This is a genomic window from Patiriisocius sp. Uisw_017, assembly GCF_047731265.1.
Taxonomy (GTDB): domain Bacteria; phylum Bacteroidota; class Bacteroidia; order Flavobacteriales; family Flavobacteriaceae; genus Patiriisocius.
The window spans coordinates 2,485,495-2,498,512 of the sequence record NZ_CP159835.1; the positions used below are offsets into that span (position 1 = coordinate 2,485,495).

General features: G+C 35.7%; 16 protein-coding genes. 11 read left to right on the top strand and 5 right to left on the bottom strand.

The window, feature by feature from the left end; translation table 11 throughout:
- The first annotated feature begins 59 nt into the window (after positions 1-59).
- The 8 genes from ABXT67_RS11395 (at position 60) to rimO (ending at position 5,806) form a co-directional block, all read left to right on the top strand.
- The gene (locus tag ABXT67_RS11395) at positions 60-671 is read left to right on the top strand and encodes a fumarylacetoacetate hydrolase family protein (protein WP_415374137.1); all 612 of its coding nucleotides are present in this window, start codon (positions 60-62) and stop codon (positions 669-671) included.
- On the top strand, positions 672-1,013 hold the full coding sequence (locus ABXT67_RS11400) for an Hpt domain-containing protein (RefSeq protein WP_415374139.1): 342 nt from the start codon (positions 672-674) through the stop codon (positions 1,011-1,013).
- The gene (locus ABXT67_RS11405; protein ID WP_415374141.1) at positions 1,014-2,261 is read left to right on the top strand and encodes a competence/damage-inducible protein A; all 1,248 of its coding nucleotides are present in this window, start codon (positions 1,014-1,016) and stop codon (positions 2,259-2,261) included. It abuts the gene before it with no gap.
- Between the two features lie 75 nt (positions 2,262-2,336).
- Positions 2,337-2,576, top strand: a complete 240-nt coding sequence (gene rpmB / locus ABXT67_RS11410) for a 50S ribosomal protein L28 (protein WP_415374143.1) — start codon at positions 2,337-2,339, stop codon at positions 2,574-2,576.
- A gap of 25 nt (positions 2,577-2,601) precedes the next feature.
- The gene (rpmG, locus tag ABXT67_RS11415) at positions 2,602-2,784 is read left to right on the top strand and encodes a 50S ribosomal protein L33 (RefSeq protein ID WP_415374145.1); all 183 of its coding nucleotides are present in this window, start codon (positions 2,602-2,604) and stop codon (positions 2,782-2,784) included.
- Between the two features lie 42 nt (positions 2,785-2,826).
- Positions 2,827-2,979 carry a DUF4295 domain-containing protein gene (locus tag ABXT67_RS11420; protein ID WP_415374147.1) on the top strand — a complete coding sequence of 51 codons (153 nt, stop codon included), beginning with the start codon at positions 2,827-2,829 and terminating at the stop codon, positions 2,977-2,979.
- A gap of 120 nt (positions 2,980-3,099) precedes the next feature.
- Positions 3,100-4,056, top strand: coding sequence for a signal recognition particle-docking protein FtsY (gene ftsY, locus ABXT67_RS11425; protein ID WP_415374149.1), 957 nt, complete (start codon positions 3,100-3,102; stop codon positions 4,054-4,056).
- Between the two features lie 439 nt (positions 4,057-4,495).
- Positions 4,496-5,806, top strand: coding sequence for a 30S ribosomal protein S12 methylthiotransferase RimO (gene rimO, locus ABXT67_RS11430; protein WP_415374151.1), 1,311 nt, complete (start codon positions 4,496-4,498; stop codon positions 5,804-5,806).
- A 3-nt stretch (positions 5,807-5,809) separates the two neighbouring features.
- On the opposite strand, the gene ABXT67_RS11435 is transcribed toward rimO, so the two are convergent.
- The 5 genes from ABXT67_RS11435 to msrB form a co-directional block, all read right to left on the bottom strand.
- Complete coding sequence (locus tag ABXT67_RS11435; protein WP_415374153.1) at positions 5,810-6,322, bottom strand: phosphoglycerate mutase family protein; 513 nt, start codon at positions 6,320-6,322, stop codon at positions 5,810-5,812.
- Positions 6,323-6,513: 191 nt separating this feature from the next.
- On the bottom strand, positions 6,514-7,659 hold the full coding sequence (locus ABXT67_RS11440; RefSeq protein WP_415374155.1) for a Pycsar system effector family protein: 1,146 nt from the start codon (positions 7,657-7,659) through the stop codon (positions 6,514-6,516).
- Between the two features lie 84 nt (positions 7,660-7,743).
- Positions 7,744-8,238, bottom strand: coding sequence for a peptide-methionine (S)-S-oxide reductase MsrA (msrA, locus tag ABXT67_RS11445; protein ID WP_415374157.1), 495 nt, complete (start codon positions 8,236-8,238; stop codon positions 7,744-7,746).
- 145 nt (positions 8,239-8,383) lie between these two features.
- On the bottom strand, positions 8,384-9,949 hold the full coding sequence (locus ABXT67_RS11450; RefSeq protein WP_415374159.1) for a protein adenylyltransferase SelO: 1,566 nt from the start codon (positions 9,947-9,949) through the stop codon (positions 8,384-8,386).
- 13 nt (positions 9,950-9,962) lie between these two features.
- The gene (msrB, locus tag ABXT67_RS11455; protein WP_415374161.1) at positions 9,963-10,412 is read right to left on the bottom strand and encodes a peptide-methionine (R)-S-oxide reductase MsrB; all 450 of its coding nucleotides are present in this window, start codon (positions 10,410-10,412) and stop codon (positions 9,963-9,965) included.
- Between the two features lie 286 nt (positions 10,413-10,698).
- Here msrB and ABXT67_RS11460 point away from each other — a divergent pair, with 286 nt between their 5' ends.
- The 3 genes from ABXT67_RS11460 (at position 10,699) to ABXT67_RS11470 (ending at position 12,882) form a co-directional block, all read left to right on the top strand.
- Positions 10,699-11,475 (top strand): TrkA C-terminal domain-containing protein, encoded by a 777-nt coding sequence (locus ABXT67_RS11460; RefSeq protein ID WP_415374163.1) that lies wholly within the window; start codon positions 10,699-10,701, stop codon positions 11,473-11,475.
- A 278-nt stretch (positions 11,476-11,753) separates the two neighbouring features.
- The gene (locus ABXT67_RS11465) at positions 11,754-12,305 is read left to right on the top strand and encodes a twin-arginine translocation signal domain-containing protein (protein WP_415374165.1); all 552 of its coding nucleotides are present in this window, start codon (positions 11,754-11,756) and stop codon (positions 12,303-12,305) included.
- A 19-nt stretch (positions 12,306-12,324) separates the two neighbouring features.
- On the top strand, positions 12,325-12,882 hold the full coding sequence (locus ABXT67_RS11470) for a phage tail protein (RefSeq protein WP_415374167.1): 558 nt from the start codon (positions 12,325-12,327) through the stop codon (positions 12,880-12,882).
- Positions 12,883-13,018 lie beyond the last annotated feature (136 nt).

Consider the following 13,018-nt stretch of genomic DNA (forward strand, 5'->3'; position numbering starts at 1 on the left):
TATAGCATTCAATGAGCGTGTTAATAAGAAATAGTTATTAAAAGGCAGAATTAAGTAGTATGAAAATAATTTGTATAGGTCGAAATTATTCAGATCATATAGCGGAGTTGGCAAACGAAAAACCCACAGATCCGGTGATTTTTTTGAAACCTGACACGGCAATTTTATTAAAGAAACAACCTTTTTTTATACCTGATTTTAGCAATGATGTTCATCACGAGGTGGAGATACTCGTCAAGATTAATAGAATTGGGAAGCATATTGATAAAAAATTTGCAAGTAAATATTATGATGAGATTGGCTTGGGGATAGATTTTACAGCAAGAGACCTTCAAAAAAAACTAAAAGAAAAGGGATTGCCTTGGGAAAAAGCAAAAGCATTTGACGGGGCTGCGGTGATAGGACAATTTATACATAAGAAGAATTTTGACGATATAAATGCGATTGATTTTATGTTAAAGAAGAATAATTCTATCGTACAAAAGAGCAATACATCACTTATGCTATGGAAAATCGATGAGTTAATCGAATATATCTCAAAATATTTCACATTAAAGATAGGAGACGTTATCTTTACTGGTACTCCGAGTGGAGTTTCTAAAATACAACCTAACGACGTTCTTACTGGTTTTATGGCTGGAGAGGAAAACTTTAAGATAAAAATAAAATAGATGAGTGTACATTATTCAAAAGATAGCTTACGGGAGGTGGCTGGTGGTGACGAAGACTTCATGGTTATTCTTGCACAAACATTTTTGCAAGAAATACCCCTAGATTTGGCTGCATTAGAAGAAGCTGTTGAGAATGAAAATAGAGAACTTGCATATCAATTTTCTCATAAAATGAAACCGAATCTTGAGATGTTTGGAATTGAAGTTCAAAAGGACATCACGAACATAGAAAATTGGACAAAGAGTTCTAAAAAAAAATCGTCCATAGCGGGCAACATTGAAAACCTAATAGAGGTGCTTACCAATGTTTTTCAAGAATTAAAAGAAGACTTTTCAGAATAAATGATTGCAGAAATTATTACCATTGGTGATGAAATTTTAATTGGACAAATAGTAGATACCAATTCTGTTTTTATTGCTAAAGAATTAAATAAAATAGGAGTAAAGGTATTTCAGATCACTTCTGTTCAAGACAATAGAGCGCACATACTTAGGTCATTGGAGGATGCTAAACACAGGGCTAATTTAGTTATAGTTACTGGTGGTTTAGGCCCAACAAAAGATGATATTACCAAGCAAACTTTCTTGGAGTATTTTAATGACTCACTTGTTGAAAGCAAACAAGTACTTGAGCATATCCAAACTATTTTTAGGGATATTATAAAACGGGAGCCGCTGCCAGCAAATCTGTCTCAAGCAATGGTGCCTTCAAAAGCAATTGTATTACCAAATCCTTTTGGTACCGCACCAGGAATGTGGATGGAGAAAGAAAATACTGTTTTTGTATCGATGCCGGGTGTTCCCTTTGAAATGAAACATATAATCACCTCAGAAGTACTGCCCAGAGTGATTAAAAAATTTAAACGTCCTTTTATTTATCATAAAACCTTACTTACGTATGGAAAAGGAGAAAGTCAAATTCAAGAGATCATTAAAGATTGGGAGAACAATCTTCCAGCAGCTATTAAGCTTGCCTATTTGCCTTCATTGGGTCGTGTAAGGCTAAGAATCTCTTCAGAAGGTGAAAATGAAATTTTGCTTCACGAGGCAGTCGACACACAAATGGATGCCTTACATACCTTACTCCAAGAAATAGCGGTTGGGTATGAAGGGGATACTACGATACAGCAACGTATAAGTGAGGCATTAGAAAAGCAAACAGCAACGTTAAGCGTTGTGGAGAGTTGCACTGGAGGAAACATTGCGCAAGAAATTACGTCAATAGCAGGCGCGTCCAGCTATTTTAAGGGCGCCCTTGTCCCTTATAACACACAATTAAAGATAGACATCTTAGGAGTAGACGCTGCGCTCATTAAAGAGTACAATGTGGTTAGTACTCAAGTTGCAGAAGCAATGGCACTACAATCTTGTAAGTTATTTAAAACAGACTATGCAATCGCAACTACTGGGATTGCAGGACCTTCAAAAGGAGACGCTCTTGAAGAAGTTGGGACGGTTTGTATAGCGATTGCAGGGAATGGGCGTGTTGTTTCAGAAAAACACACCTTTGGAAGCCTTAGAGAACGAGTGATAAAAAAGGCTACAAATAAAGCCTTGGAAATGGTATTAAAAGAAATTTCAAAAAACTAAAATTCTTTTGTTGTACGAACCAATAATATTATTTAAATTTGCAGCCTGTTTAAAAATAACTAAATAATTACATAAATGTCTAGAGTTTGTGAGCTTACTGGAAAGAGAGCGATGGTTGGAAACAACGTTTCGCACGCGATGAACAAAACAAAACGCAAGTTTGATGTAAACTTAAAGAAAAAGCGTTTTTACCTTCCTGAAGAGGACAAGTGGATAACACTCAAGGTTTCAACTTCAGCTTTAAAAAATATCAATAAAAAAGGTATTGAAGCAGTAGTAAAAGAAGCACGTCAAAAAGGTTTTTTAAACAAATAATTGCTAACGATCAAAGCAAATTAAGATGGCTAAAAGAGGAAATAGAGTACAAGTGATATTAGAATGTACAGAGCACAAAGATTCTGGGCAACCTGGAACTTCACGTTACATTACTACAAAAAACAAAAAGAACACACCAGACAGAATGGAGTTGAAAAAATTCAACTCAGTTCTTAAGAAGATGACTGTTCACAAAGAAATTAAATAATTAAAAGGAATTTATATTTAAATTCCTAAAAGATATTTTGTTATGGCAAAGAAATCAGTAGCATCGTTACAAACAGGTTCAAAACGATTAACTAAAGCGATAAAAATGACCAAGTCTCCAAAGACTGGGGCGTATATTTTTACGGAAGCTATTATGGCGCCAGATTTAGTGACCGACTGGATAAATAAAAAATAAAACTATTTTATAGTATTAGCGACAAGCCACTTCTTTTAGAGAGTGGCTTTTCGTATTTTTGGATTTCTGCAAATTCAGGTAGTATATTTTATCTTGAATTTTAACTACTGAACTGTACTTATGAGTTTTTTTAAGAAGATCTTCAACAAAGAAAAGAAAGAAACACTGGACAAAGGACTTGAAAAATCCAAAGCTACTTTTTTTGATAAATTAAACAAAGCAGTCGCTGGAAAGAGTAAAGTCGATGATGACGTTCTGGATCATTTAGAAGAAATTCTTGTGTCTAGTGATGTTGGAGTAACGACAACGTTGAAAATTATTAAAAGAATAGAAGAACGCGTAGCCATCGATAAATATGTTGGTACTTCTGAACTAAATAATATCCTTAGAGAAGAAATTGCAGGGTTGTTAAGCGAAATCGATGCTGGAAATGCGACCGAATTTGAAATCCCAAAACACGAAACAGGTCCTCACGTAATTATGGTTGTAGGGGTCAACGGTGTTGGAAAAACGACTACTATTGGAAAGCTAGCACATCAATTTAAGAGCGCTGGTAAGAGTGTGGTGCTTGGAGCAGCAGATACTTTTAGAGCCGCTGCGATAGATCAATTACAAGTTTGGGCAGATAGAACAGGGGTTCCTTTAGTAAAACAAAATATGGGCAGCGATCCTGCAAGTGTGGCTTTCGATACCTTGCAAAGTGGTGTAAATCAAAATGCAGATGTAATTATTATCGATACTGCAGGAAGGTTGCATAACAAAGTAAACCTGATGAATGAGCTTACAAAGGTAAAACGCGTAATGCAGAAAGTCATTTTAGACGCTCCTCACGAGGTACTTTTAGTATTGGATGGTTCTACGGGTCAAAATGCTTTTGAGCAAGCAAAACAATTTACCGCGGCTACTGAAGTAACTTCATTAGCGGTAACAAAATTAGACGGTACTGCAAAAGGTGGTGTTGTAATTGGAATTAGTGATCAATTTCAAATTCCTGTAAAATATATTGGAGTAGGAGAGGGTATAGCGGATCTTCAAGTATTCAATAAGTTCGAATTTGTAGATTCTTTTTTTAAGTAAGCTACAGTTGGTGTGTTTAAACTTTCTCTGTGGTGGAAGGATTTGATTACTAAAATTTGTTTGTTGTATTGTGTTTTTCAAGTCTTTGGTCTATTTTTATGGAATATACAGTGCATTTAGTTTGTCAGGTAATCCGCTTTTTCCAGAATCTCTTTCATATTTCGCCAACTTTACACATTTTTTATTGATTCCAGTTTGGGTCGTTGGAGGGTTTCAATCTTGTAAGTTTATTAAAAATAAGGAAATATTAGATCTTAAATTTTGGATGATTCCTGTTTTACTTCTTGCATTAATAGTGCTTCATTCGATTATTATTGTGCTTAGTTTCTATTTTAATCCATTTGGTCATTAAAACATAATTTGCTGGATAATTCAGTATCTTTGCACTCGCTTGGAAACAAAATAGAATCTAAGCTTCATTCATAATTAATACCTCGCTATGCGCACTAAAACGCTCAAAAAAAACAAAATTAATGTAGTCACTTTAGGCTGTTCGAAGAACGTCTATGATAGTGAAGTGTTAATGGGACAACTAAAGGCCAATGGCAAAGAGGTAGTCCACGAAGAAGAGGGAAACGTTGTTGTTATTAATACCTGTGGCTTCATTGCAAATGCGAAAGAAGAGAGTATCAATACAATCTTAGAATTTGTTCAGAAAAAAAAAGAAGGCCTTGTCGATAAAGTGTTCGTTACGGGCTGTCTTTCTGAAAGATACAAGCCAGATCTTCAAAAAGAAATTCCTAATGTAGATCAATATTTTGGCACTACAGAATTGCCAGGGTTGCTAAAAGCACTTGGAGCAGACTACAAGCACGAACTTATTGGAGAACGGCTTACTACCACCCCTAAAAACTATGCATATTTAAAAATAGCCGAAGGTTGTGATCGCCCCTGTTCTTTTTGTGCAATTCCTATTATGCGCGGTAAGCACCGCAGCACGCCTATTGAAGCGTTGGTGATAGAGGCTCAAAAACTAGCAGCAAATGGCGTGAAAGAACTTATCTTGATTGCGCAAGATTTGACATATTACGGTCTGGATCTTTATAAAAAAAGAAACTTAGCCGAATTATTGGAAGCGTTGGTAAAAGTAGAAGGTATAGAATGGATTCGACTACACTATGCATTCCCAACTGGATTTCCAATGGATGTGCTGGATGTAATGAAGAGAGAAGCAAAAGTATGTAACTACATAGACATCCCTCTGCAGCACATCGCAGATCCTATTTTGAAATCAATGCGCAGAGGAACGACCAAGGCCAAAACCACCAAGTTATTAGCTCAATTTAGAGCTGCCGTTCCTGATATGACTATTCGTACCACCTTGATAGTTGGGTATCCTGGAGAAACTCAAGAAGACTTTGAAACCCTTAGAGATTGGGTTACCGAACAACGTTTTGAAAGATTGGGTTGTTTTACTTACTCACACGAAGAAAATACACACGCGTATAATTTGGAAGATGATGTTCCTGAAGAAGTAAAAATGGAACGTGCTAATGAGATTATGGAAATTCAGTCTCAAATTTCATGGGAATTGAACCAACAAAAAATTGGCAAGGTTTTTAATGTAATTCTTGACCGAAAGGAAGGTTCTTATTATGTAGGTAGAACAGAGTTTGATAGTCCAGATGTAGATAATGAAGTATTGATTAATACAGAGACGGGCTACCTTAAAACAGGAGACTTCTACCAAGTAAAAATAACTGCTGCTGAAGATTTTGACCTTTATGGCGAAATTGTGACTACCACTTAAAAATCACATCTTTTCGAATAACGCAGCTACATTGTCATCTTTAATGGTGACAATGTAGAGATGATCATACTCTTTTTCTGGAATCATATCGAATCTATTCTCTCCCAGTATTTTATTTACGAGTGAAGGAATCGTATTGCTATGTCCTACTATTAAAACGGTTTCTCCCTTGTGTTTTTCTAAAAACGATTCTGAGTAAAGAGCGCCCGGTTGATAATATTGAATGACAACTGTATTTGATTCGGCTGTAAATTTTGCTGTGCTTTTAGTTCTTTTATAATTAGTTGAATATACCGCTGCGACGTTTTTGTCTTCTAAAAAAATTGCTAACGATTTTGCACGTTGAATTCCTGTTTCGGTTAAGGGAGGGTTTTCTGCTACAGAAGTATCTTTCTCTGCATGTCTTACTAAATAAAAGGTTGTGGTTTCTTTAGAGATACCATTATTTTTTTTATTTGTATTTCCGGAAGAAAATAAAACAAGGGCAAGTATGGTTAAAATGGCGGTAAATTTCATTCAGAATTAGCTTTATTAAAATTAGCAATACTTAGTAAACCACGGCGATAAAATGAGAGGTCTCAATCAGCTGTTTTTCCAGTCTAAACCTACGTTTTAATCGAATGTTTAGTATTAATTTATTTTAATTCGACAATATCCTGTAAAAAGTTATTTGCGCTACTTTTTAAGTAGTAGAGAACTCAATAAATCTAAGCAGCAATATGGAACATTAGAGCAAATGACATTATCGATACAAGCAAACCAACTAAAAATATATTGTAGGTAATTTTCAAAAGATGATATTTTTTGTGAAGTACCTTCCCTAAAAAGTAAAGATCCTTTATCATAGAACCATAAAGATATTCTCTATCCTTCATCATCTCATTCATTCCCCAATCATAATCCTCTAAACTTACATTATGGAAATTTCCGAAGAATAACAAATTCACTTTCTTTTGTCTAATATCTTCTCGTGTAAATGACCCGCTTGAACCTTTAGGCCGTGTTGAAAGAATCGAAAAAACAATAACAATAACGCTAAATCCTATCAGAATAACCGTCGGGTAAATGAGATATCCGTTCGATGGATTATCCAATTTAGGAACCAATGTTGACAGTGCAACCGAAATAATAATAGCATTTACAGAGAGTAGTATATTTGCTTTCGCATCTGCTATATCGCTTAATTTCATATGGTTTTTTAATGCTACCCTAAAGGCCGTTTCTACACCTTTCTCTGGAAGCGCCATTTGTGTTTCCTTTTTTTGAATTTTATCTTTTTCCTTAAATATTTTAAAAAGAGTTTGTTCCTTAATGGGTCGCCAATTTTCTTTAGCGAACGGAGAGTAGAATTTATGTGAATTAAAAAAGCCGACGTTTTCTTCCAACCAAGTTGCTGAAGAAATTTCGGTTCCATTTATTTGCGCAACTTCACGGCGCAACAAATCTGAATAATCTAAAAAATCTTTGCGTATTATATGACTGCAATCAGCATCTCTAATTATTTGTTCAAGTAACACTTCAGGCTGTGCATTCTTTTCTGTGGCAAGAATGAGGCTTTTAATTATGGAAATACGCGTAGCATCAACACCTTTATTGGTTAAAAAAGTGTCGCATATAGCAACTCCTCTCTCTTCATGCCCTTCAGCTCCATTTACATAACCAGTATCGTGAAAATAGGCTGCTATCAAAAGGTCTTGTAACGCTTCTTCACTACAATTATGCTCTTTTGCTAGAACTTTACAACTATTAACCACTTGCATAGTATGGCTATAATTATGAAAAAGATTTTTATTAGTATGCTCGTTAAAATGGTTAAAAACAAACTGATCTGCAATCGCAAGTAAATCGCTCATAAAATTTAAGATTTATTTTATAGTTGAGAAGCACAATATACACAGATTTGATTTTTAAACATAATCACTTTTAAATCAAAGTTTTTACGTTAAAAAAGTTCCGAATCTTTCAAAATGACACGTATAGCCGTTGGGGTGTTTTAGTAAATAATCTTGGTGTTCTGGTTCTGCTGGCCAAAAGGCAGGAGAAGACTCTAAGGTAGTAACGGCATCGCCTTCCCATTTATTGGTAGCATCTACAATTTTAATAACTTCCTGTGCAATTATTTTTTCTTCTTCATTTTGAAAAAATATCGCAGATCGATAACTAGAGCCTCTATCATTTCCTTGCTGGTCTATAGTTGTTGGATTGTGTATTCTAAAAAAGTAATCTAGTATTTCCTTAAAATTTGTTGCCGTAGCATCATAGGTAAGCTCAATTCCTTCTGCGTGGCCTGGATGATTTTTATAGGTTGGATAATCGTTTTCTCCACCTATGTATCCTACTTCAGTAGCTATAATACCTGGACGCACTCTAAAAAGATCTTCCATTCCCCAGAAGCAGCCACCTGCTATGTACGCTTTTTGATAATTTTCCATATTTTTTGTTTTTTTTTGTTTTTTTTTCAAAGAGGAAAGATCGTTTTGCTAAAGGATTAAAGATCGCGCCCTTCTAAGTTTTAATAGTTTTAAATAAAAGATTGAACTAACTAAAAAATCAACCCAAAACCTTTTACCTTTTATTTTAAGAACTGCATGAAAGCATAGAGCAGCCCACTTTATTTCTTGCCCATTCAGGTCTTTTAGCAAACCATTTTTCACGTTCAGGTTGCTCATCGTATGGTTTTTTTAAGAGATTGAATAATTCATCAATCAAATCATAGTTACCTTTGTCTGCTTCATCAATGGCTAATTGTGACATATAATTGCGCAATACATATTTAGGGTTTGTTTTATTCATAGCTGTTTTTCTTTCTTCAGCTGACAATGAATCTTCCTTCAATCTCACGGCATAGTTCTCAAACCATGTTATCCACGGACGTTTTATAGCTTCATTTATTTCATCAAAGCTGTAAAATGATTCTTTGATTATTGAAAATCCTTCAGAAGCTATATCATCATTAGAAAAATCGGCGAGTTTTCTGAAAAACAGCGTCATATCAGTTTCGGTTAACTGTAAGACTTCTTCTAACTTGTAAATTAATTCAGCATCTCTTTCTAGTGCATTAGCCAAGCCTAACTTAGCGCTCATCATATGTAAATAAGCTTCTTCCGTTTTCTCGTTATAAGTTTTCAATATTGCTTCTAAACCTTCTGCTTCATTTATAATTGGGAACAGGGCATTTGCCAATTGATACAAATTCCAAAGACCAATATCTAGTTGGGCTCCATAGCGGTACCTTTTGTGTTGATTATCAGTGGTGTTTGGGGTCCACCCGTGGTCGTAGCCTTCTAGCCAGCCATAAGGACCATAATCTATAGTTTCACCAAGAATAGACATGTTATCGGTATTCATAACGCCATGGACGAAGCCTACTCGTTGCCAATGAACAATCATTGTTATCGTGCGGTCAAGCACTTCTTCGAAAAACTGCAAATACACTTGTTTTGATGGTTTTCCTAAATGTGAAAAATAATTTTGTATCGTATAATCAACAACTGTTTTTAATGTTTTTGTGTCTTGTCTAGCAGCAAATATTTGATAGGAACCAAACCGTAAAAAACTAGTTGCAACTCTGCAAATAACCGCTCCATTTTCATACCCAGCATTACCATCATAAAGCATATCTCTTAAGACTTGATCTCCAGTAAGGGATAAAGAAAGTGCACGGGTAGTTGGAACGCCTAAATGAAACATCGCTTCGCTACACAAATATTCTCGAACAGAAGAGCGCAACACTGCTAATCCATCTGCCGTTCGTGAATAGGGTGTTTCTCCTGCTCCCTTTAGTTGTAATGTCCATTGTTTGTTGTTGTGTTTAACCTGTGCTAAATTAATAGCACGGCCATCGCCAAGCTGCCCCGCCCAATGACCAAATTGATAGCCGCCATAGCACATAGCATACGGTTTTGTGTTGGGCAACACAATATTTCCAGTAAAGGTATTTAGAAACTCCTTACTTTGCGAATCTCCAATATCCAGGCCTAATTCCGCTAGCATTTCTGGAGAAACGTGTAGTAATTTTGGGTTTGAAGTCTTTTTAGGGGTTACATAAGAAAAGCATGCGTTCTTAACCTGCCTAGGTTCGTTCTCTAGAATAGGATCTGCTGGGAGTTCTTTTACGAAGGTATCTTTTAAAGTAAATTTCATTCAGTATAATTTCCTAAATAACGGTGTTCATTTTCATAGATTCAGAATTTACGCAGTAGCGCAGTCCACTTGGTGCTGGACCATCTGGAAATATATGCCCCAAATGCGAATCACAGGCAGAACACATAACCTCTACTCGCACCATACCAAAGGTACTGTCCTTTTCATATTTTATGGCATTCGGTTTTATGGGTTGTGTAAAGCTAGGCCAGCCAGAATTTGACTCAAACTTTATAGTGGAATCAAAAAGGGGAGTGTCACAGCAAATGCAATTGTATTGGCCTTCGTCATAAATACTGCAAAGCGCACCACTATGTGGGCTTTCAGTTCCTTTTTGTCTGGTTATTCTGTACTGTTCAGGAGTTAATTGTACTTTCCATTCCGCAGCCGTTTTTTCAATCCTACGATCTGGTTCTGGGTTTCCTTTCGTGGCGTAATTGATAATATCTTTCCAAGTTAACATAGCTATTTTTTTTAGTTGAAATGAGGATTACAAGTTAGTCGTTTTAGTTTCCAGAAACAATCACTTTTAGAATGTTTTAAGAGTTTACTTAAATCGTATAACCATAAAGAGGATTGCTTAGTTTGAGGTTTTATTCGAATCAATTCAAGGACTTGTAAACATACAAACGGCACTGCTTTTATTACATAGATTACTATGGACTAGATAAATAATACTGTTTAAGTTCTCAAATGATGCAATTATTAAAGTAATTAAATAGCTTTGTAGCTTAATAAAACGAAATAGTATGCTAGCAGCGGTCTCCCTTTTTTTAATAGTTTCTTTATCGGTACTCATTACTAAAATTGCCGCGATGGCATTAATGCATACAGGCTTGTCTACTGAAAGCGCAAAATTTCAAGCGCGATCTGCCTACACAGGAGCCGGTTTAAGTACTAAAGAGACTGAAAGTATAATGAATCACCCAGTGCGTAGAAAAATCATCTATCATTTAATGCTAATTGGTAACGCAGGGATTGTCACGGTAATGTCTTCGCTCATTCTAACCTTTGTATTACCAGACACTATGGTTTCTAAACTCTACGGATTGTTAATCGTAGTGGTAGGGATGATCCTCCTTTTTTTAGCCATACGCAGCAAATGGGTAGACAGAGGATTATCGCGGCTAATCAATAAAATGCTAAAGCGGTATACCAAGATTGAGGTACACGATTTTGCGGCGGTACTGCACTTAAAAGACGATTATACAATCATAGAGGCAATGGTAGATCACGACGGTTGGATGGGAAATAGAACTTTAGAAAAACTCAATTTAAGAGAAGAAGGCATCACAATTTTGGGGGTGGATAGAAAAGGAGTAGGGTATTTTGGATCTCCTTCTGGAACCTTTAAAATTTTACCCGATGACGTGGTTACTATCTACGGAAAGTCTGACGGTATCAAAAGTATCTACAGCCGTAAAAAAGACCATTACGCGCAAGAAGAACACGATAAATTTGTCGCGCAAGAAGAAACCCGCAAGGAAACCGAAGCCCAAATCGTAGCAGAAAAAAAAGAGGAGTAATTAATTTAGTTGAAATTGAAACTGAAACTTTGATACAGCGGATTATGAAAGAATAGTTTCAAGCAAAATAATTTAAAGATTAAAAAGCCACTTTCAGTACAAAAACTGACAGTGTTTTTTTTAGTTTAGGCCTCAAAGTCAAACCTACCACTATAAAACAAAATTTCATAAACAGACTAAGAGTAGATAAGGTAACAATCGCTTTTAATTAACACACAACGATTTTTGTTTTTTCACAAAGAATTAACGTAGCTTTACAATCAATAATTAATCCAATTATGACAAACACAACTTCACGCAGGTCGTTTATGCAGAAAACTGCAATAGCGACCACGGGTTTAGCATTTTTATCTCCTTCTATTGTAAGCGCATTTACAAACAACTGTCCCTATGAAGGTTACAATCCTTATGCGGATACAAAAACAGATTTTCGAACGGTAACTTTAGGAGAACACGTGCGCGTTAAAGGCACTATTTACAACAAAAAAAGCCTCATTCCTATTGCCGATGCGACTGTTGAGGTTTGGCACCTCTCACCAAATTCAACCAAATTTAGACATCGGGGAAAATTAAAAACCAACGAAGACGGAACCTATAATTTTATCACAGATTTGCCAAATAAGGAAAATGCGAAAATGCGTAGGATTTATTTTAAAGTAAGTCATAAAAATACTTCCTATTTTACCGAATTATTATTGGTGCCAATTACATCTTCGGCCTATATTACTTCAAAACATTGGGAAGAAAATCAGGAATTAGGCGAAAAAGTATTGCCTGTGAGTAAAAAATTATTGAACACAACAACTATCAATTTTAACGTATCAATTTAACCAACTAAATTAATTTATTATGGAACCATTTATAGGACAAATTATTATGTTTGCAGGTAATTTCGCCCCAAGAAGTTGGGCTTTTTGCAACGGTCAACTATTGTCAATTAGTCAAAACACTGCTTTATTTTCAATACTAGGAACGACCTATGGCGGGGACGGACAGACAACATTTGCCTTGCCAGATTTAAGAGGTAGAGTTCCCATTAGTCCAGGAATTGGACCGGGACTTCCATCATACAATTTAGGTCAACGTTCAGGTCAGGCTAATGTAACTTTAACTGTAAACAATATGCCAAATCATAACCACCCTGCGACTACAAATACAACAACTCAAATAGAAGTCAACACAGATTCAGGAGAGGAAGTAACCCCAAGCGGGCAATATATAGCCGAACATGGGGACGATGCGTTTAGCGGCACTGCGACGAGTGGTGAAACTTTAGCAGGTGCAACTTCTACCTCTAGCACAACAGTAGGTGCAAATGGAGGTGGTCAAAGCTTTAATAACATGCCACCGTATTTAGCGGTTAATTATATCATCGCATTGTTCGGTACTTTTCCTTCAAGAAATTAAAATTTGTAAATTTTAAAATAGGTGTTTGAAAATACAATATTGATGCATCCAAGTTCTAAATAGTAGCAGGAAGAAATTATCAAGTCAAAAACTCATTTTGTTGAAATGTGAAAAAAAAATAAGAAGAGAAAAGAGT